Origin of the sequence: Paenibacillus sp. ACRRX, assembly GCF_022346885.1 — a bacterium.
Classification (GTDB): Bacteria; Bacillota; Bacilli; order Paenibacillales; family Paenibacillaceae; genus Paenibacillus_B.
In genome coordinates, this window is record NZ_JAKRNK010000002.1 from 1,053,208 (window position 1) to 1,074,584 (window position 21,377).

A 21,377-nucleotide genomic window follows, 5' to 3' on the forward strand; every position below is an offset into this window, starting at 1 on the left:
AAGTTGTCTATACATGTTCATAAACCGATATACATGCAAAAAACTCCCGTCCATACGCCTGATGCCAGACGTAGGGACGAGAGTATATTCTCCCGCGGTTCCACCCTACTTGACCGCCGCATTAAATCGATACAATCGATTACAATGCCAATCCAATAACGATTGCGGTCCACTTTCATAGGTATTTGCTCCGAAGTGCCTGTTCATCCGTCTGTTCGTCCGGGCTCACACCGTCCCCGAATCGCTTTCTTTCGAACTGATAGTCGAATTACTTTCTTCATCCTTGCAAATTTGTTTATTTTATAATAGTCAATATCATATCTAAATTAGAACGATTCGTCAAGTATTACGAGCGCCCGACTACCATCATTCATCTTGGCGTTCTTCGCGCTGCACATGCTCTTGATGCGCAGCTAGATCATACTTTTCCATTTGCTCAATAAAATTTAAAGACTTGCAACGGACTCCCACATGAGTGTCCATGTAACCGCGCATACATGCACGCAAGTGTGCCTTAGTCTCCGGCTTAACGGCGATGTTACCTACTCTGCGCAAGTCTGTTTTGGCAAACAATGTCATGAGTTTTAATACTGACACTGGCGCCATATATTTGGCATGCTCTCGTACGCGGCACCTTGAGCATATCGCTCCGCCCAGGCGCCATCCAAAGTTAACAAGATCCTCTGCTTGCCCACAGATGACACAAGTATCAAGCACAGGTGCTACCCCCACAGATTGACACAGCTTCATCTCAAATAAATGGGTTAATACCTGCTCATCCTTGCCATCTTTTAAAGCTTGCAAATAAGCAAGCAGCTGCTCGAACATGTAGCCACCGGCCTCTTCATCCTGCAAACCGCGATCTACAAGTTCTACTGCATAAGATGCGTATGCAGCCAGATGAAGCTGCTCGCGCAGTGGATGATGGGACTCAAGAATCTCACACCCGTTCAAGGTACCAATGTGTCCCATCCCTTTAAAATAAATATACTCTCCATATGTAAACAACTGTGTAGCCGCAGCATGGCGACTGCGCACCTTCTTCGCTCCCCTTACGAGGACACCGGTCTTCCCGTGCGATTTGGTGCACAGTGTAATAATCTTATTTCCTTCCCCATAATCCATGCTGCGTATTACAATACCTTCCACCCTATATAACACCGTTGTCCTCCCCTACGACAACTGACTTATCACTCCACGATCTGCTCAGACAACTCGGGTTCCGCTTCCGCCTCTTCTACATCTGAGATCTGCCCAATATGCTTATATAACAAGTAGGCATCCACATCCCCCGTCATTGCAAACACATTCCACGAGAAATCACGCATTCGTAAATCCCCCTTCATCGGAAATGATTCTGTCTTATGCATTATCATGTGCTGAGAGGTAGGGAATATCCGATGCAATAATTGGCTTGTATGATATGCAGTTGCTTTATGCCGTCGTTACTTATCGTTTCTAAAGCCCAGGTCACGCAAAACGCGATCATGATTACGCCAGTCCTTTTTCACCTTTACCCAGAGTTCTAAGAACGATTTCGAACCTAATAGCGTTTCAATATCTTTGCGGGCAAGCTTACCAACCTCTTTAAGCAGCGCACCTTGTTTGCCAATAACGATCCCTTTCTGCGAATCCCGCTCAACAAAGATAACCGCAGAAATGTGCACCACGCCATTGTCTTGTACCTTCATATCTTCAATCATAACCGCTATTGAATGCGGAATTTCCTCGCGAGTTGCATGTAAAATCTTCTCCCGGATCAACTCCGCTACTACGAACTGTTCTGGATGATCTGTAATTTGATCTTCCGGATAGTATTGTGGACCTTCTGGCAAATAACCAGACAGTACTTGCAGCAAGCGATCCACATTGTTGCCTTGTAGTGCTGAGATCGGAATAATCTCTGCAAACTGATGCAGTTCGTTATAAGTTTTGATCATGCCGAGCAGCTCTTCTGGCTGCACTTGATCAATCTTGTTCATGACCAGAATAACAGGTGTATTTACCCGCTTTAACTGTTCAATAACATAGCGGTCACCGCCCCCAAGACCAGCAGATACATCGACAAGGAACAACACAGCCTCAACTTCATTTAATGTTGTGAGTGCCACTTGATTCATGTAATCGCCAAGCTTGGATTGGCGCTTATGAATACCTGGTGTATCAAGAAACACAATTTGAGAACCTTCTGTTGTGTATACACCATGAATCTTATTACGAGTAGTCTGCGGCTTATCAGACATAATCGCTATCTTCTGACCGATTATATGGTTCATTAAAGTGGACTTCCCTACATTAGGTCGTCCGATTATAGCTACAAAGCCTGATTTATACGATTTGGATTGCTTCATCAATTTAACTTCTCCTCTGGTTCTTAGTAGTTCTTGTGCTTATTCTTGTGCCAACTTGCTCTAATATATATAAACGGCTCCGCATCGTCTATAGACTGGAGCGGAACCGCTTCGATTGTCTAATCTTTCAGTTCAGCTTGACGTGAAACCGAGCTTTCCAGACTGTTCACGTCAAATGCGCCTGGTAATAGCGCCCCCACTGTAGTAGTCGTTACTTCACCATTCAAATTGCCCATGTACACCGGCATATCTGACGGACATAACTCCAATATCACTTGGCGACATACCCCGCATGGTGTAATTGGGTCGCTCGTATCACCAACGACAGCAATAGCCTTAAAAGAACGCGGTTCACAACCATCCGCGATCGCTCTGAATAAAGCGGTTCTCTCGGCACAGTTAGTAGGACCGTAAGCTGCATTTTCCACATTGCAACCCAAGTGTACGTGTCCATCCGCATCCAATAGTGCTGCTCCGACCTTAAAATGCGAATAAGGTGTGTACGCTTTTTCGCGGGCGAGTTTTGCTTGTTCCATCAGTTGTGTAGCATTCATCTGACGTTCCTCCTTCTAGTTGACCAGCAGCTTCCATATCGGAATACCTAATAGAATTACACCAACAATGACGGCAAACACTGCCGCAATCAATACAGCACCTGCGGCAGTGTCCTTCGCAATCTTGGCAAGCGGATGCGGATTGGGCATCACCAGATCTACTACCGTTTCAATAGCAGTGTTAAAAAGCTCCGCCATGATCACCAGCGTGATGCACAAACCAATCCAAAACCATTCTGTCCGCTCTAGTCCAAGCGCCCAACCCAGTCCCGTCACCGCAAACATAATACCTAAATGCACCTGCATGTTACGCTGTGTACGCAGAGTATACCATATACCTTCTAATGCGACTTGAAATGTATGCCTCCAAGGCCGCTTGCTCCGTATCATTAGCGTGTCAATCCAACCTTAGCAAGCACCGTTTCCTGCTTGTCCATCATGACACGCTCTGATTCATCATCTTGATGGTCATACCCGAGCAGATGCAAAAAGCCATGCACGAACAGAAATCCAATTTCCCGCTCCAACGAATGTCCGTATTCCTCTGCCTGTGCTTGCGCACGTTCAGTTGAGATAATTATATCGCCTAACATATCACCTATGGTTAACAGCTCCGACTCGTCTTCTACCTCATAAAGGATATCCAACTCTTCATCAGTAGATTCGTTCAGTGCAAATGACAGCACATCTGTAGGACGATCAATGCCACGATAATCACGGTTCAATTCGTGGATGCGCTCATCATCTACAAATGTTAGGGCAACTTCCCCCTCTGTAACCCCTTCCATATGTGCAGCTTCCGCTAGGATTAACTCCAACTGCTCCACTAATACAGTGGAAATGGGATACCGATCCTGTTCATCGCTCCATGCTAATGTTACTTTCATACTATTCTCCTTCTTTATGGCCTGGTCGTCCTTTATTGAGCTCAGCCACTTCCTCACGATCTTCCAAGTTAGCTTTATCGACTCTACTGGCTTCTTCGTCCGCATGTACTGACAGCTTATCCGCGTGAGCGTGATGAGCAGCTGATGGAGTATCTTCTTTTGCAGGCAGCTTATGCTGCATTTTCTCATGTGACTTGTCTGACACTTTAGATGTGTCTGGGTATTCGATTCGAGAATGGAATATGCCCATTACCGTTTCTTTTAACGAGTTTGCAACGATATCAAGCTCTCGCATCGTCAAGTCACAATCATTAAACTGATTATCATCAAGGCGATCTTTAATGATCTTGTGGATCATCGTCTCGATCTGCTCTACTGTCGGATGGCGTAAGGATCGAACCGCAGCCTCAACACAGTCTGCTATCCCCACGACAGCCGCCTCCTTGGACTGTGCCTTCGGACCTGGATAACGGAAGTCATCTTCCGTAAAGTCTGGCTCGCCCCCTTGTTCTTCTGCCAGCTTGATCGCTTTATAATAGAAGAACTTAAGGAAAGTTGTCCCGTGATGCTGTTCCGCAATATCCCGTATCGGCTTGGGAAGCTTATAATCTTTCAGCATTTCAGCACCATCACGTGCATGTGCCGTAATAATGGAAGTACTCAGCTTCGGGTCGATAAAATCATGCGGATTATCCATATTCGTCTGATTCTCAATAAAGTAGCTTGGTCGCTTCGTCTTACCGATATCGTGATAAAACGCTCCAACTCGGCATAATAGTCCGTTTGCCCCGATCGATTCGGCCGCCTGTTCAGCCAGATTGCCTACCATTACGCTGTGATGATAGGTTCCCGGTGTCTCCGTCAGCAGCTTCCTTAGTAACGGATGGTTTGGGTTAGACAGTTCCACAAGCTTCAGTGCGGATAAAATGCCAAACGTAACTTCAAAGAACGGCATCAAACCAATTACAAGCACTGCTGTCACCAAGCCGCTGCTGAAGGCAAGACCCGCTGCAAGAAGTGTATCCCTGCTGTTTAAAGGATCGCCATTCATCATGGCAAGCGTAATGACCGTCAAGCTGCCAAAAATACAAATCATAATACCGGCCTTCAGAATCGTAGAACGCTGGCTGGCTCGATGAATCGCAAATATGGCTGCGTACGACACAACTAAGGCCAAGAAGCCAAAATTAAAATCAAACAGCTCACCTTGCTGCGTATTAAGCACAATACTGGCCATCACACTAAATACGACGGCGCTTATGTAAGCCAATGACACATCCAGCAGCAATGTGATCAGCATAACACCCAAAGCCACAGGCGCTACATAGCCGATATAAGTAGACGTCTCCGTCTGAGCGTAAGCGACAATGTGAAGTGCAAGCACGTTAATAGTAAATATGATCGCCAGCATAAGAAGCTGTGCGTTATTGTACTTAAAGTGCGTACTGCTGCTTTGTCTCATAAACATAAACAATACGCCAATAAACATAAAGGAAAGCAACAATAAGCCTAGCTGTGGCCACATGTTTACTTCCGACTTCAGCAGTTCATTTTCCTTGAGCAGATCATACATGTCTTGCGAGATCACTTGTCCACGCTTTACGATGATGTCCCCCTGCTTAATGAACACTTGCGGCGTATTTTCCCGTGCTTGAACTTTAGCTTCCTTGGTTGCTTCTTCATCATAAAATTTGTTCGGTGTAATCGATAAACGCACGAGTTCTTGGATTACTTCACGTGTAGAACGCTTAGTCAAAGAACTGGCATTCACGTATTCAGCGACCTTGGCGCGCGCGACAGTTGCATCTGCGATCGAATCGCTCATCAACTTGCTTACGATATCACGACCTACTGGCTTCATGTCCGTAATGTCATCCTTGGACAAGCGTGCAATCTTGATGAACGTCTCCTCAGGCACACGATACTTCTGTTCTTCAATACGCTTGGACATTTCATCCAATAACTTGCTCGAATATGTACTGCGGTTGTCCATCTTAAAAGAATTAATATAATCGTCGAACATCTGCGGAATGACCCTGCGATACAGATCTACCTTCTCCGAGAAGGAGATCAGTTCGTCGACATTAACCGTTTCTATTCGATTTAATACAATATCCATCAACTTCTCATTCTTAAAAGAAACGATTGGATAACTAGGCGCCACGCGCTCTGCCGCCTCTTCCTGTGCTTTTAACGTTGCCTTTTTGTCTGGAATTTGCTTGGGTGCCACGATATTTTTCTCGTTCACATTACCAACTACGATATCGAATTTCTCTGGCAGTATGTTCGGTGCCAGGCTGAAATAAAACAATACCGTCATAAAACAAAATAAGACAACACGCACGCCGATGCTGTATTTCCATCCTGCCATTGTAACCGGGCGAGCTTTGTTGCCGCTGCCTTGATGTGCTTGTAGCATAGAGAACAGTCCTCTCTATCCCTGGTTTTCGTTTTCCTTCTGATAAGCCACAATAATCTTCTGTACTAAGGAATGACGAACGACATCCTGCTCAGCAAAATGTACGATTCCGATCTCCTCAATATCATGTAAGATGCGTTCCGCTTCGACCAAACCGGACTTTTTGCCCCGGGGCAAGTCAATCTGGGTGACATCGCCAGTAATGACCATCTTGGAGCCAAAACCGAGTCGTGTCAGGAACATCTTCATCTGTTCAGGAGTCGTATTCTGTGCTTCATCCAAAATAATAAAGGCATCATCCAACGTTCGTCCCCTCATATAAGCGAGTGGAGCAATCTCGATCAGTCCTCTTTCTAATGCCTTAGCCGTCTGATCAGGTCCCATGACGTCATACAGCGCATCATATAGCGGACGCAAGTATGGATCCACCTTCTCTTGCAGATCTCCTGGGAGAAAGCCCAGATTCTCGCCCGCCTCTACTGCTGGGCGTGTTAATACAATACGCTTAACGGCACCTTCCTTCAGTGCACTGACGGCCAGAACTACTGCTAAATAGGTCTTCCCTGTTCCTGCTGGTCCTACACCAAATACAATGTCCTGCTTCTTGATTGTAGACACGTAATGACGCTGACCTATTGTTTTTACCCGTATCGGCTTGCCTCTAAACGTAGTCGTGATCTCACCTTTAAACAGATCTAGCAGCTCGTCAACTTTCCATTCCTGAGCTAGATCAAGTGCATACATGAAGTCACGCTCGGACAGTGTAATATTGTTGCGGATCAATTGCAACAGCACTTCGAACAACCGCTTAAATTTCTCAACTTCTTCCATACCGCCTGAAATAACAATTTCTGCATCTCTTGATGTGATCTGAGCACCAGTACGGCTTTGAACCAGCCGCAAGTACTTGTCCTGTGGTCCAAGCAAGGCCAAGCCTTCGGTGGCATTCTGTAATGAAAGTTTGACAGTCTGTAGTTGCGACAAAAACCTCAGTCTCCTTGCCTTCAGTCTCATTAGCTTAATGGATAATCGGCTGCTCAACAGCAATCGATTGCTCAACTTCAAATAATACTTTCAGTTTCACTTTACCATTCTCCGACTTCTGATGCAAAATTTTTTCCGTTTTAACGCGGGCATCAGGCCCATTTTTAGCCGCTATATCAACTCGTGCTTGCTTTAGTCCTTCTTGCATCGCTTCTTGCTCGCTTCGTTCTTCCGCCACCAGTTGGACTTCTGCTATTTTTTCAGTTATCCATCCTAATGGAAGGGATACGCTCCCCCAAGAAGCGGCTGCAGTGTCGGATGTCACCTCATACTGGGCATAAGGTATATCTCCAAATCCGGACACTTGCAATCGACGTTCACCGATCTGTATATAATGACGTTCTGTAACATCTCCTGTAAGCACCTTCTGCTTGCTGATGAGAGGAGAAACAATCTCATACTCATGCCATACCAACCCTCGCACCACTCCCTTTGCAGGCACCGCCTGTTGCGCCTGAGTGGAGCCGACGATGCCGGAGATAAGCACGCTGCCTTTCTTCACTCGAGTGTTAGGCCGCACAACAGCGCGCCCTTCTTTCGCAATAATCTGAGTAACGACCGCATCCGCCCGCGCGATCAGGTGACTGGGATTGCGCAGGGTTCGATTCTCTGCCATCGTAGACTCCACAACGTGAATCACAACCCTTGTCCCTTGCCTCGTCACCCCAATCCAGGAGGTAGATGGCAGGCGGGCATTTAGCTCCTTTGAGAGCGTGTCCAGCTTTTTCATACGGAACGTCCATTGAAACGGGTAAATCCCTTCTTCCCGCGCGGCAGCAAGCACATCATCCGTAGGGATGCGTTCATTCCCTTTCACATCAATCGTCCAAATTAACGATGACAGCATGTACATACCAAAGAGAAATAGAAATAAGCCGGAAATAAAAAATGTGCGCTTACGCACTTGTTTGATTGAAAATGGCACGCCAAATCGTGCCTCTACATGAACTCGGCAGCCTGTCTCTTTTAAAAGCGGACGAAGACGGAAGAAATCCGGCAGCATCAAAAATAAGCTGACCTGATTGTCTTCCTCACGCATCACGTCCCATATCAGCATTTGCTTGGCAGATAATTTGTTTAATAATTGTTCTGCATATTGTCCCCTAATACGAACGCGTACGTAACCGCGCCAATTCGCAAGTGCAGGTGGTTTCATGACAACGTTTCCTCCATTCCGTGAACCTTAACTTCGATTATGCTGCCTTCAATAAATACTTCCTCGGTCCATATTCCACGTATGACCAAGTTGCGGCCGAACACCTCAAGCTCGCCGGTAACCAGTGATAGACGCATATGATCACTTGAAAAATGAACAACGCCGCGATGATTCTCCACGAACAGTTGTCGATTGCCGATCATCGTAAATCGGGGCACATTAGATAGCATATCTTGCGGCAGATCGAACAAGTGTGCCGTCCATTGGCGCAGTTTGCGGGTGAAGCGGCTCATGTACGATAGGCCCCCTTCCTGTACTTTACAATTTATGCGGCAACCGTACGGTTTATGAAGGTGAAAGTATAAGCTGCGCCTAATTTAGCCCACAGTATACGAGTTAACAGCCTTTTAGTACTAAAATGGACAGTACTTAAGTTCATATCGCATCAAAACGATCGTTTTCGCCCCAAAACAAAACACACATACTCCGATCAAAGGGCCTACTACCACCCTTAACTATCGGAGTATGTGTGTTCTTTTTTTGCTATTTATCGTTGCCCGTGCGGTCGCTTCGAACGCGGCGGACCAATGATCTCAGCCCAAATGACTCCACGACGCGCATCTTCTACAGATACACCTGCCTGCTGCCACTCATCTTGAATCTCATCTTCTTCAATTGGATTAGGCGCATGCATGCTGTCACGAGTCGCCACTGCTCGATGACTCATGGCCTGACGCTCTTGATAGCTAGACGAAGTCCGCATAGCTGTACCGGAAGAATCTGCTGCCAACGACGGCGACTCCGACATTAGCGTCTGAGATTGCGGAGCTGGCTCTTCAAACAACTGCTCACCCTCATCATCCTGCTCGCCATGCGATTGTCGTCCGGATGAATCTCCCGCTCTCTGGTCCCCGCCAAAGCTCGGCATACGGTTGGTTTGCTTCTTTCCCTTGCCTAGCAAGGAAAACAAAAAACCTAATATGGCAATGGCAATAATCGGATTGCTAAACACAAGGTCAATTATTTTCTCCATGGCTTATCGCCTAGCCTTCTGATTTAGGATCGGTACCTTTACCGCCGATCGAACCGCGCATATGCGTATCCGCTTCAATATTTTTCAGATTCATGTAGTCCATTACCCCGAGTTTGCCAGAACTCAATGCTTCTGCCATTGCGAGTGGGACTTGTGATTCGGATTCCACGACTCGCGCGCGCATCTCTACGACACGAGCACGCATCTCTTGCTCAAGCGCAACCGCCATTGCACGGCGTTCTTCCGCCTTCGCTTGCGCGATACGCTTATCAGCCTCTGCCTGTTCCGTTTGCAGGTTTGCACCGATATTTTTACCTACATCCACATCCGCAATATCAATAGACAAGATCTCAAAGGCAGTTCCTGCATCCAAACCTTTGCCTAACACAGTACGGGAGATCATATCCGGGTTCTCCAAAACATCTTTATGAGTGTTCGCACTACCAACCGTCGTAACGATACCCTCACCTACACGGGCAATAATGGTCTCTTCACCAGCACCACCGACAAGGCGATCAATATTAGCACGAACAGTAACCCGGGCGCGAACGCGAACTTCAATCCCGTCTTTCGCCATAGCAGCCACAATCGGTGTCTCGATGACACGAGGGTTAACGCTCATTTGAACAGCTTGCAGTACGTCACGACCAGCAAGGTCGATCGCTGCAGCGCGTTCGAATTCAAGGTTAATGTTCGCCCGCTGTGCAGCGATTAATGCATTCACGACACGGTCAACGTTACCACCGGCCAGATAGTGACTTTCCAACTGATTGAGGGTTAATCCAAGACCAGCTTTGGAAGCCTTGATTAGCGGATTAACGATACGACTAGGCGTTACACGACGAAGGCGCATTGCCACAAGCGTAATAATGCCTACGCGGACTCCCGATGCAATGGCACTGATCCAGAGCATGACCGGGAAGAAGCTAAGAAATACGCTCAATACGATAACTACAACTACCGCAATAAGCAAAATACTGATGATTGATGGGTCCATGTGTGTACCTCCACTTAATCTTTTTTCATCTATCCCAATCCTTTATATGGTAAAAAGGAAGAAGGAACTTCATTAGTTTACCCCTTGCTTATTTCTCTTCGTGGTGATTTACAGCTTCGCGAACTACTACGCGAACACCTTCCACTTGTATAACTTCCACTGACTTATCTTTGTCAATAAAAGTTCCATCTGTAACCACGTCCACCTTACGTTCACCAAACATGGCTGTTCCCGCTGGACGAAGCGAGGTTAAAGCAATCCCAATCTGATGCAGCAGCGTCTCCTCATTCAAATGCGAAACGTAACCTGCCTCAGCAGTCAGCTTATCTTTTAATATAAACTTGTTCCAAATTCCCTTATGCTTAAAGATCCGTGCAGTTACAATGACAACAGCAACTGCCGCTACAAATGCAATCCCTAGTGACAACAAGGCGTTAGACGTATCGTACGCTGCACGTACGACTCCAGTAATCAGACTGGCTCCGCCCAATATACCCAGTATACCAAAGCTTGGTACAAAAAGTTCTAATGCCAACAACACCAGACCTATGATGAATAACACGATTGTCTCCATTCCGGCCAGACCAGCAACGTATGCACCGAAGAAATAAAAAGCAAATCCAACAATGCCTAAAATGCCTGGTACTCCAAAGCCTGGTACGATAAGTTCGATGGCGACACCCGCTATACCAATAAATAACAAGATCGTAGCAATAATCGGGTTTGTTAAATATATCGCCAATTGTTCAGATACTTGCATATTAATTGGCATTAATTGAGTATCTTTAATTTGCGCTTGCTGCAGTACATTCTCAACGGAAGATGCTTCATATTCCGCATATCCGGACTTAAGTGCTTCCTTCGTGTTCATGGACAGCACTTCGCCGGGCTGCTTCGTCTTGTTGATGCTTGGCAAGTCAATCTTAGACTTTACATCAACCATCGCCTTGGCAATAAGACCATCACGACCATTCTTCTCGGCAGCTCCCTGCATCAAACTAATCCACATGGCGATTAGTTTAGGGTCCTCTACCAACTCATGGTTTCCGTTAACAATCGCTGCTGAGCCGATTGCGCTTCCAGACGCCATCGCAATCTCATCGGCGTTGAGCGCGATGTAACTGCCCGCAGACGCTGCCTTGCCGTGTACAAATACAATCGTTCGCAGCGGACTGTCTGCAATGAGCTGTCCAATCTTGGAGGCACTATCCAATCTCCCCCCTGGAGTATCCATCTCAATGACCACTGCTTCCGCTTGAAGCGCTTCCGCTTCTTGAAATGCACGCTTCATGAAGGTATGCATGACCGGATCAACGGTTCCCTTAAGTGGAATAACAACTACTTGCCCAGAGCCTGTCGATGCAACCTTAGACTGGGCTAACGTCTGCGCCTGTGCTTGCGGCACGATGCCTAATCCAGCCATACCTGCCACTACAAGCAGCAGCATTGCACTTGCACATAAGCGCTTTATAAACTGCCAATGCAAATGTATCACCCCTCGACCTCCCCTTGCGTTGTATATATAAACGTAATCTTTTTGATCATACGAAGTAATACGTGAAAAACTACCTTAGCGTTTCAGGTTTACATGGAGCTGACAAAGAAAAAACACTCCTTGTAACAAGGAGTGTTTCTGTCTCATCGAAAAGTTGTCTTAATTCGCTTATTGCAGATGTTGTTGCACAATGGCATTGACAAGCTTGCCGTCGGCACGCCCCTTCACCTTAGGCATGAGGGCAGCCATTACTTTCCCCATTTCCGCCTTCGAAGAAGCACCGCTCTCTTGGATGGTCTCTTGTACAATGACTTGTAATTCCTCTTCGGACAGTTGTGCGGGAAGGTATACCGACAATATGTCAATCTCTGCTTTAACGTTATCCACAAGGTCGAACCGACTTGCTTTCTCGAACTCTTGGAGGGCATCTTTCCGCTGTTTGATTTCACGACTCAGAATCTCAAGCACTTCATCGTCATTCAAAGTTCTTTTTACATCTATCTCAACATTCTTGATCGCCGAACGAATCATCCGGATGGTGGAGAGTTTGAACTTGTCTTGACTCTTCATCGCTTGCTTCATATCTTCGTTCAATCTTTGGCTCAGATCCATTATTACATGTTCCTCCTAAAACTTTCTCTTACGAGCAGCCTCGGACTTCTTCTTGCGCTTGACGCTTGGCTTTTCATAGTGCTTACGCTTTTTAACTTCAGCCAACACGCCATCTTTGGCGATGGAGCGCTTAAAGCGACGGAGTGCAGCATCGATTGTCTCGTTTTTGCGAACTTTAGTTTCAGACACCAGTTTTCCCTCCCTCCGACCAGACCGTTCCAAGAACAAATCACGGTTCATCAAACTACATTATATGTGAAACAGAAATATAGTGTCAACCTCGCGAATACCAACTGTAAACAATTACGTATTTAACGTATTTTTTTACAGTTGTTTCGCAATCTTGAACGGTATCTGGTTACTCCGTTGTTACGCCTTTGGGCCGACCAAATCTCCCAGAGATTCGCCGCCAAGCAAATGGTAATGAATGTGAAATACTAACTGACCGCTATCTTTGCCGCAGTTGTTAACCAAACGGTAGCCAGTCTCAGCTACGCCCGTCTCACGCGCGATTTGTTGAGCTGCCTTATGCACTTCTCCGATCAATGCGAAATCTTCGCCTTCCACATCGTTCATGGTAGCGATATGCTTCTTCGGAATAATGAGAATATGTACGGGAGCCTTAGGACCAATATCATGGAACGCAACTACATGCTCATTTTCAAATACCTTCTTGGAAGGAATAGAACCTTCGATAATTTTGCAAAAAATGCAATCCATTCTAGAATAACCTCCCTTTATGTATGGCATACCTTTTACACTTGTATATAGATCAAAACCAGTGTTAAAGATCATTGCAAATAGGCTTGTCTTATTATAATACCGAAAAACGTTAAAAACGTCCAATTTTTGCGAAATTGTGTTAGGCTAGTGCGATCTTGAGCTCTCGGTATGGACATGGACGCTAATATATTTGCACCCTATAATAAGTAGTACAGTTCAACCCACTATGCATGGGAAAGCAAGGAGATGGAGTATGCCCTACAAAGTGCAGCTATTTGCCGGATTGGCCGATCTGGTTGGAAATTCAGAAGTATCATTAGCAAGTGATTCGCCTTCGCTTACTGTTGCACAATTAAAACAGGAGCTTAGCATGCTTTATCCTCGAGCGGAATATGCAATCCAACAATCATTTATGGCTGTTGATCAGCGATATGCTGCAGACAGCCAATCTGTTACTGAAGTTCAAGAACTCGCTCTTATTCCACCTGTATCCGGTGGGGATGGGATTGTACCTCACGCAGAGCCAGATGCAGCCTCTATGAGCACGGAAGACGGTCGATACGAACTGACATACAACAAGATTGAAGTGGAGAAAGTTGCGGGAAAGGTGTCGCACCCAGACCATGGAGCCGCCCTTGTGTTTATCGGTACTACACGTGAGCATACAGGCGGCAAGCGGACGTTGCAGCTGGATTATGAAGCTTATATCCCAATGGCGCTGCATATGTTGTGTTCTCTCGGCGACGAAATAACCTCACGCTGGCCAGGTGCAGCAACGGCTATTACTCATCGACTGGGTACGGTTCATATCGGTGAATCAAGTGTAGTGATTGCCGTGTCGACGCCCCGCCGCACTGATTGCTATGAAGCAAGCCGCTACGCCATTGAAAGGTTAAAACAAGTTGTCCCCATCTGGAAAAAGGAGATATGGGAGGATGGTTCAGAGTGGGTAGGACACCAACTCGGACCCGGACCATGGAATCCCCTTGCTGGAGACAAGCCTTAATGCAGCTAACGGCATCCCGATGCAGGGAATGCCGTTAGACAGCTTGCTCTTGAATGTTGATTATTATATCCATTTAATAAAAAAGCTCTGTCGAAGCTTCACTTGATGACGCTCCGCCCAATCTCGAATTGCGCTGATCCCTTCCTGTTCACCTTCTGTGAAATTGAAGCAGAGGTTCATCGGCACAAAACTTTTGCCTATCAACTTAACTCCAATTGATGGTTTGTGACGGCCCATTATAATTACATCTCGAATCTCGCTCGCTTTATATGCGACTCCTTCAACCCATAATTCATCTTCTTGCAACGATAAGCTGCTCGGTTTACTTTTCATCTTGTGAATTACAAACCCCAGATAAGAAAGACACACGAGCTCCCACGCTGCAAGCGCCCAGATAACCTCAGCTACATAATTCGTTCTTAGCAACGGAAGTGCATTAAATAAGCTCGCAATCATTAGTATAACGACCGCCACCGCCTGTATGTTAGAAGTCGGGTACTGGATCTTAAACGGCTTGTTAGCTGCTGGCATGTCAACCGCCCCTTTCGTTATTTAGTCAATTGTAAGCGTTGTCAATATAGAACGGTAAAATTAAGTTAGAAACCAAGGCATGCCTCATTTTTCATTTTAAAAGTGAGATTGTTAAACATATGGTGTAAAAAGCAATGAGTGGGATGTCTAGGATAAGAGCGATAATGAGAAAATGAAGAAAGGTCAAGGAAGCAGGTGCTGCGGCTGATGGATATATAGCATTAATGGAAGTACTTAGATATAAATCGTAAGCTGCGAAAAGAAAAGCACTCCGTAACTTACATCAATCAGCGCTGCACTCCTGCTGCCTACACAAGATCTCCATCGCGGACTATAGTCAATCGGACTCGTTCACATTTTCGCCTTATTTATATCCATTATACTCCAAAGTTCAAACAATTGTCGATATTTTTTCATAAAAAAGACACCTATATTACTTTACACACAAAAAAACCTGATTTCACATTAGGATATCCCCTCTGCGATAACCAGGCACGTTCGATAATAATTCATTTTTCATAGATTGATGTTAAGGTATTAAGCTTAAGGCAACCAAGGTTGCCAAAGGGAGAATGATGGGATTGTAGCCATAACCAGAGCCATAACCATATGGATTGTACCCTGGGTAGTAACCTGGATAGTAACCAGGGTAATAGCCTCCCCCATACCCATAATACGGCGGACGAGCATATGGCGAACCGTAATTGTGATAAGGATGATAGCCATATGGCGGTCTGTAAGATTGATCGCGGAACATATAAGGTGAGTAATTCCAAGATTGGCAGCCGCACATAGGCTGACAAGGCACTGGTTCCGAGTATCCCACCGGCAGCCCTGCCGAGGCATGTTGAGCATGCCCATTTGGGACCGCAAGATGAACAAATTGCTCATCAACGTGTGTAATCACACCTGTATAAGTATTGTTATCCACAGTAGTTAGCTGCACGTTTTTGTTGATATGCATTTTGCATAAATGAAACATGGATGGGGTAGAAGCAGGTTCCAAATTATAATCAACTTGAGCTGCTGGAGATGCTGACTGCGGGGAGACGGGCACTTGACTTTTTATAGGAACAGACGGCGATAGAGACGCTTGGTTCTTCGCTGGACTCGAGGTTGGGATTAGATTTGTTCCTTGATTTGTTCCTTGATTTGCACCTGCACTTGATCCTGTCCCTATCCCTGCTTTAGCCCCGTTTCCAGCTCCAGTTGGTTTTTCAATGATTGGGCCTGTCGATTTCTTTTTTTCCATAGTAACCTCCTCTTGATGCATGCAGAAGTAATCTGAATAATGCAGGATATTCGCCTAGGCCCAGAGGGGTGACAACTATTCATATGGCTCAAAATAAAAACAAAAAAAAGACACCTCGTACCCTGCAAAACGCAGGCAGCGCTTGAACGCTGTGAGCGTATTTCTTCTGCAAACGAGTCAAAATGTTTACACAAGCAATACGATCACCGAGGTGCCATTCAATAAAGATGTCGGCTAACTGTATTATAACAGTAGGTTGAAACTGTAACTGTGACAAAGCTCACATTTACTTCGTAATAATATCCATTTCGTTACAGCAAATGTACGACCAGAATCAGCAAGGAATTAATAATTCTAATCACTGTTCACTAAGTTCTCCAGTGAATAGAAGGCAAGAACCCGTCACTTGCATTAAAGGCCATCACATCGATATCTGCTCCAAGCCCATATCCCTTTACATTACTGGTAATACACACTTTCGCTCTATCCTCTACATGCTCTCCAACATGATACGCGACCCTCTACCAGCTTGCTCCGCAGGCTGTACAACCAGCTTGCGCGGAAGCCGAGCTCTTAGTTCGGGCACATGGCTGATCACACCCACAGATAGCCGATCTGTATGCAGCTTCTCCAATGCAGTCACAACCGTATCAAGTAATTCCGGATCCAACGTGCCAAATCCCTCATCCAAGAAGAAAAATTCGAGCGGATACATGCCTCTTAGCTGAATCTGCGCGGATAAAGCAAGGGCCAGCGCCAGTGATGTTAAGAACGTCTCTCCACCAGACAGCGTAGAGACAGGGCGTCGAATTCCGCCATTGGCATCGTCACGAATAACAAAGCCACCACCCGAGTCCACTTCAAGCGAATATCGCTGCTTCGTTAGCACCTTTAGTCTTTCAGAGGCCGCTCGGCTCACTTGAAGAAGCTGCTCTTCCGCAACATACTCTACAAATGCATTACCCCTGAATACAGTTTGCAGCTGCTGCAGCCTGCTCAATAGCGACTGTCCTTCACTGCGCCGCTGCTCCAAAGCCATCCAACGACTATGCTTGCTGCGCAGCTGTTCCACATCTCGCTCGGCCTTTGCACGGCTTGACAATGCCGCCTCGTCTTGCTGCTGCGCAAGTTCCCAGGTCTCGACACATGCCTGCCAGTCCTCCTCGCTGATCTGAATGCCCTGCAGCTGCTCATCGAGTCTCCGCAATTGATTTGAAAGGTCTTGACATCGTTCATGATACTGCTTCACCTGCTGCTGCAAATCGTCGCGCTGCTGCATGGGCAGCAGCGAAGCTTCAGCTTCGGCTGCAGTTGCAAAGCCTGTCTTGTCTAATTGCAGCTGCAGCTTGGCAGCTGCTTGCTCCGCACGCTCCACAGCCGATCGATACGCCTGTCTGGCTAGTGCAAGCTGTTCCTTGGCGTTGGCCTCAGCCAGACGAGCCGCTTCAACGGTAGCTGTAAGCTGTACCGCGTTGGCACGGATATCAGTTAATCGACGTTCAGCTTGTATAACCTGGTCTGTAATTGGTCCTGGCACCAGCCATGGCTCCACACGCTTGTCTAGATCTTCCATTATTCTGACCACACTTTGGAGCTCGGCATTACTTTGAATCACTTGTATCTCAGCTTGGCGATGTTGAAGATCGCATACTCGATATTGCGCCTGTGTCTCTTCCAAATAGGTTACACTGCGGTCAATGCGCTGACGACAATCTTCCGCCTCCTGATCACGAAGCAGCCACTGTGCGCGCAGTTCATCCAGCTGCTCGTACGGCCATTGGCTATAATTTTCTTCGTATACACGACTCAACTCAGACACGCGTGAAAATAGGACAGATAGCTGCACCTTAGTCTCTGCATGCACTGCCCGCGCAGACTCTCTTTTGGAAGACAATTGCTGCAGCTGCCATAAATGCGCATCCAATTGGCGAATAAGTGAATCTTTCAGGCCGACAGATGATTCCAGTTCACTTGTTAATTGATCATGAAGTGTCCCGATCATTTCAATCTGCTCAGACATCTCCTCATATTGTTGCTGACCAGCAGCAACTGTTGTCATTTCGCTTGCCCATTCTGATTCCAGAATAACGCAAGCTCGCTTTACTTTTTCGACCGTAACAGCTGCATCAGGGTGTATGCCGGATGTATTGTCAAATTCCCCACCCGTCACAGTATCATCGCTATTGCTGTTCTCCAGTCCTGCAGCAATCTGTTCAGCCAGCTTGTCTCCCAGTAGTGCCGCAGTTTTGCTGCCAACATCCGCAAGCCGCTCTCGCAATTCTTGACGGAGTATGACACAACGCTCAGACGAAACTGTTGATTCAGTTAACAGTGATTTGACCTGTTCACGCAGCTGCTGACATTGCTCCAGCAGTTGTTCCCCAGCTGCTCGCTGGACCCGATAGCTCTCGATGTCAGGAGTAGGATCTACGTGCGCACGATTAGATGTATGATCAACCGATCCACATACGGGACACGGCTCTCCAGTCGTCAAGCTGCTGGCAAGCTCAGCAGCCAGTAATGATTTCGTTCTGTGCTGGACATGCTGTGCAGCCCAAGCTGACAAGCCATTCAGCCGATCAGTCAGCAGCAGCAGCCGTTTGCCATTATCTTTCCATTGCCGCTCTTTCCATGACACAGATTGACGCCAAGCCGGTACCGGGTGCCCCCACTCTACAATGTTCAGGACTTCTTGCCCAATCTCCTGCTCAATTGTATTTACAGCGTTAGCCTGTAGTTGATTGAGCGCTTCTAACTGCGCAGCATTAGCTTGCAGTTCAACCAAACGCTCCTTTGAAAGCCATGCTAATTGAAATGCTTCACGTTCAGCCAATGGCCGATCCAACGTCTTTAACTGTTGTTTTAATTCAGCTTGTCGGGTACCCGCCTTGTCGATAAGCTGTGTAAAACGTTCGATCTCTACGCCCGACTTCTTAGTTGTCTCCTGTGCTTGTGCCAGCACAAGCTGTGTTCGTTCAGCATCTTGACGCAAACGCACAAGCTCCTCATGCCACTCCGCTGCCTGCTTTAGCTGCTCGATTCGATGAAGCAGCACAGGTTCTTGCTGCTCTCTTGCAAGCAGCGCTTTGTTTGCGGCATGCTCTGCTGCCTTGCATTCCTCTTCACTTGCTGCAGCAGCAAGTTCCGTTTGCTTAAGCTTAGCCTCATCCTGCAGCAATTGGAGCTGCGACTGTCCCGCTTCTTGTGCATACGGAGCCAGCAATTCTGCTTCCGCAGATCTTTTTAACTGTAGCTCATGGGTCGTTACAGCATCTGCTTGCTGCTCCAATTGAGCCAGTTGATTTGCGATGCTGACGCGATCGGCTTGGCGATCTCTTTGCTCAGCAAGCTTTTGATATTGTAAAGCAGCTGCCTCTTTAGCAGCACGTGCCGCTTCTGCCACTGCGGCTGCGGCTGTCAACTCAGACTCTACAGAAGTCAACGCCTCTGCGGATGCATCTCCTAAACCCTGCTGTTCCGCTGCACAAGAATTAACTTCTGCCTCCGTAGCCTTCAGACGACGAGACAGCTTGCTTGCCAACTCGTCACCATATTGCTCCAGCGAAAACAGTCGCTGCAGCATTTGACGACGATCACTGCCTTTCAGCGAAAGAAATTCTGCGAACTTCCCTTGTGGCAATACTACCGCACGAGTAAAATCGTCCATTTTTAATCCGATATGGTACTCAACCATCCGAGTCACATCTGCAAGCTTGTCTGCAAGTACCGTCTCTGAATCAGATGTTATTTCAATGAACCGACTTACGGTATTGCTGACAGTAGCCTCCCCTGTCCGCTTGAACCGTCGTTCTACACGAAACATACGCGAACTCTGAACACCGTTTAATTGAAACGCAAACGAAACTGACAGTTGATCCTCTGCCTGATTCATAATCCCCTGCGTTCCGTTCGTCGCCCGTTCCACTTTGCCGTACAGCGCCAGTGTAATGGCATCTAAAATGGTAGATTTACCACTGCCTGTAGGGCCAAATATGCCAAAAATCCCATTTTCACTCAAAGTTCGGAAGTCGATTCGTTGTTCTTCACGATAACTTTGAAGCCCTGACAGAGCCAGTTCTATCGGCTTCATGCGTCCACCTCCTCCGCATGTTCTCTCTCACCTACGAGCTCTAGGAATAGTTTGATTAATGTATCATCAGGTACTGCCCCACCTGTCTGCCTTTCGTAAAAACGACGGAACAGTTCTTGTACTGGCAGGTCGCTGCGGCGTCCAGCCTCTGCCTGAATTTCTTGCATTTCTGGATATACCGGGCGAATATGCACAATGCCAGCATGCGCTTTGCGAATATGCTGAATCTGTTCCATCGTCAACGCTTCCTGCAAATGTAAATTCACATCCAGCCATGCATTACGATCACGCCCCTCATCCAACCATGTGCACAACTCACCATAACCACCTTTAACTTGCCAACTGGCTAGCGGTCTTCCTGCGCTCAAATAATGTTCAACAGGCTCAGCCGCTGTAGTTCCAGGGCTAATCTCCACAATCGTTACAGACTTTGTCTGTCCCGCCTCAGAGAAGCTGTACCCAATCGGCGACCCGCTGTATCGGATAACGCCGGGTCCTTTCACCCGCTGCGGTCGATGAAGATGTCCCAAAGCAGTGTATTGGGCTCTGCTGCCTGACTCACTGCATACGTCAAAAGCACTGGGATCAACAGTGTAAGCTCCGCCTACCTGAATCGGACGTTCGGATTCACTTTCTTTGCCACCAAGTACATACAGATGGCTCATCATCAGATTAACACTATCATTACGATAGGCTTGTGCCTGCTTTGCCAGCAATTGACCTACCCTTGCACTATATGCCGTCCGGATGGACTCTTCATCGTTGTCCACTGACAGAAGCTGCTTCAGTCTTGACTCTGAAGGATAAGACAACGCAGCGATGACAGCCTGCTCATCGGTTCTTTCTATCGGCACGAATACGGGCTGCTCTGTTGGCTGCCCTACAATCAAGATGCCTTGATGGCGCAGCAACGGCGCAGAAGCTGCCAATCTTTCCGGATGATCATGATTGCCTGATATGATGACAATCGGACGTGTGCCACGCTTAGAAAGTCTTTCAATCGCTTCATAAAACAGCAGCTCAGCGGCAGCAGGCGGATTAACCGAATCATATACATCACCCGCCAGTAAAATGAGGTCGATACCTTCTTCATCTGCCAAGTCTACCAATTCGTCAACAAATGCTGCCTGCTCCTCCAAACGGCTTCTCCCTTCAAGGGTACGACCGAAGTGCCAATCTGCCGTATGCAATATTCGCATGTATGCATGCCTCCTTTCCTGTATCTTC

Annotated in this window: 21 protein-coding genes; 1 reads left to right on the forward strand and 20 read right to left on the reverse strand. The window is 46.9% G+C overall.

Annotated elements, in window-relative coordinates; genetic code table 11:
- Nucleotides 1-366 precede the first annotated feature (366 nt).
- The 16 genes from recO to MH117_RS10510 all read right to left on the reverse strand — a co-directional run bounded on the left by recO (nt 367) and on the right by MH117_RS10510 (nt 13,268).
- Entirely contained in the window at nt 367-1,161 is a 795-nt protein-coding gene (gene recO, locus MH117_RS10435; protein ID WP_239328577.1) for a DNA repair protein RecO, read from the reverse strand.
- A 29-nt stretch (nt 1,162-1,190) separates the two neighbouring features.
- Complete coding sequence (locus MH117_RS10440; RefSeq protein WP_239328578.1) at nt 1,191-1,328, reverse strand: YqzL family protein; 138 nt, start codon at nt 1,326-1,328, stop codon at nt 1,191-1,193.
- A 117-nt stretch (nt 1,329-1,445) separates the two neighbouring features.
- Nucleotides 1,446-2,351 (reverse strand): GTPase Era, encoded by a 906-nt coding sequence (gene era / locus MH117_RS10445; protein WP_028544937.1) that lies wholly within the window; start codon nt 2,349-2,351, stop codon nt 1,446-1,448.
- A 119-nt stretch (nt 2,352-2,470) separates the two neighbouring features.
- Nucleotides 2,471-2,905: a cytidine deaminase gene (gene cdd / locus MH117_RS10450; RefSeq protein ID WP_239328579.1), complete on the reverse strand. Its 435-nt coding sequence runs from the start codon at nt 2,903-2,905 to the stop codon at nt 2,471-2,473.
- A 15-nt stretch (nt 2,906-2,920) separates the two neighbouring features.
- The gene (locus MH117_RS10455; RefSeq protein WP_239328580.1) at nt 2,921-3,295 is read right to left on the reverse strand and encodes a diacylglycerol kinase family protein; all 375 of its coding nucleotides are present in this window, start codon (nt 3,293-3,295) and stop codon (nt 2,921-2,923) included.
- On the reverse strand, nt 3,295-3,792 hold the full coding sequence (gene ybeY / locus MH117_RS10460) for an rRNA maturation RNase YbeY (protein WP_239328581.1): 498 nt from the start codon (nt 3,790-3,792) through the stop codon (nt 3,295-3,297). The genes MH117_RS10455 and ybeY overlap by 1 nt, the downstream gene beginning before the upstream one ends.
- A 1-nt stretch (nt 3,793) precedes the next feature.
- Complete coding sequence (locus MH117_RS10465; RefSeq protein ID WP_239328582.1) at nt 3,794-6,211, reverse strand: HD family phosphohydrolase; 2,418 nt, start codon at nt 6,209-6,211, stop codon at nt 3,794-3,796.
- 15 nt (nt 6,212-6,226) lie between these two features.
- Nucleotides 6,227-7,195 carry a PhoH family protein gene (locus MH117_RS10470; protein ID WP_239328583.1) on the reverse strand — a complete coding sequence of 323 codons (969 nt, stop codon included), beginning with the start codon at nt 7,193-7,195 and terminating at the stop codon, nt 6,227-6,229.
- Between the two features lie 34 nt (nt 7,196-7,229).
- Nucleotides 7,230-8,411, reverse strand: a complete 1,182-nt coding sequence (gene yqfD, locus MH117_RS10475; protein ID WP_239328585.1) for a sporulation protein YqfD — start codon at nt 8,409-8,411, stop codon at nt 7,230-7,232.
- Nucleotides 8,408-8,704 (reverse strand): sporulation protein YqfC, encoded by a 297-nt coding sequence (yqfC, locus tag MH117_RS10480; protein WP_239328587.1) that lies wholly within the window; start codon nt 8,702-8,704, stop codon nt 8,408-8,410. The genes yqfD and yqfC overlap by 4 nt, the downstream gene beginning before the upstream one ends.
- Before the next feature lie 254 nt (nt 8,705-8,958).
- The gene (locus MH117_RS10485; RefSeq protein WP_239328589.1) at nt 8,959-9,444 is read right to left on the reverse strand and encodes a hypothetical protein; all 486 of its coding nucleotides are present in this window, start codon (nt 9,442-9,444) and stop codon (nt 8,959-8,961) included.
- A gap of 10 nt (nt 9,445-9,454) precedes the next feature.
- Complete coding sequence (floA, locus tag MH117_RS10490; protein WP_239328591.1) at nt 9,455-10,441, reverse strand: flotillin-like protein FloA; 987 nt, start codon at nt 10,439-10,441, stop codon at nt 9,455-9,457.
- Nucleotides 10,442-10,529: 88 nt separating this feature from the next.
- Nucleotides 10,530-11,936, reverse strand: a complete 1,407-nt coding sequence (locus MH117_RS10495; protein WP_239328592.1) for an NfeD family protein — start codon at nt 11,934-11,936, stop codon at nt 10,530-10,532.
- A 168-nt stretch (nt 11,937-12,104) separates the two neighbouring features.
- Nucleotides 12,105-12,548: a GatB/YqeY domain-containing protein gene (locus MH117_RS10500; RefSeq protein WP_028544927.1), complete on the reverse strand. Its 444-nt coding sequence runs from the start codon at nt 12,546-12,548 to the stop codon at nt 12,105-12,107.
- Nucleotides 12,549-12,563: 15 nt separating this feature from the next.
- Complete coding sequence (rpsU, locus tag MH117_RS10505; protein ID WP_005547957.1) at nt 12,564-12,737, reverse strand: 30S ribosomal protein S21; 174 nt, start codon at nt 12,735-12,737, stop codon at nt 12,564-12,566.
- Between the two features lie 180 nt (nt 12,738-12,917).
- Nucleotides 12,918-13,268 carry a histidine triad nucleotide-binding protein gene (locus MH117_RS10510; RefSeq protein ID WP_239328593.1) on the reverse strand — a complete coding sequence of 117 codons (351 nt, stop codon included), beginning with the start codon at nt 13,266-13,268 and terminating at the stop codon, nt 12,918-12,920.
- A gap of 256 nt (nt 13,269-13,524) precedes the next feature.
- Here MH117_RS10510 and MH117_RS26505 point away from each other — a divergent pair, with 256 nt between their 5' ends.
- Complete coding sequence (locus tag MH117_RS26505; RefSeq protein WP_275444569.1) at nt 13,525-14,277, forward strand: molybdenum cofactor biosynthesis protein; 753 nt, start codon at nt 13,525-13,527, stop codon at nt 14,275-14,277.
- Between the two features lie 63 nt (nt 14,278-14,340).
- Here the strand turns inward: MH117_RS26505 and MH117_RS10525 are convergent, their stop codons facing one another.
- The 4 genes from MH117_RS10525 to MH117_RS10540 all read right to left on the reverse strand — a co-directional run bounded on the left by MH117_RS10525 (nt 14,341) and on the right by MH117_RS10540 (nt 21,349).
- A complete protein-coding gene (locus MH117_RS10525) occupies nt 14,341-14,808 on the reverse strand; it encodes a hypothetical protein (protein ID WP_239328594.1) in 468 nt (155 codons plus the stop codon).
- A gap of 529 nt (nt 14,809-15,337) precedes the next feature.
- Nucleotides 15,338-16,060 (reverse strand): hypothetical protein, encoded by a 723-nt coding sequence (locus tag MH117_RS10530; RefSeq protein ID WP_239328595.1) that lies wholly within the window; start codon nt 16,058-16,060, stop codon nt 15,338-15,340.
- A 490-nt stretch (nt 16,061-16,550) separates the two neighbouring features.
- Nucleotides 16,551-20,150, reverse strand: a complete 3,600-nt coding sequence (locus tag MH117_RS10535; protein ID WP_239328596.1) for an AAA family ATPase — start codon at nt 20,148-20,150, stop codon at nt 16,551-16,553.
- Nucleotides 20,147-21,349: an exonuclease SbcCD subunit D gene (locus MH117_RS10540; protein ID WP_239328597.1), complete on the reverse strand. Its 1,203-nt coding sequence runs from the start codon at nt 21,347-21,349 to the stop codon at nt 20,147-20,149. The genes MH117_RS10535 and MH117_RS10540 overlap by 4 nt, the downstream gene beginning before the upstream one ends.
- Nucleotides 21,350-21,377: the final 28 nt, after the last annotated feature.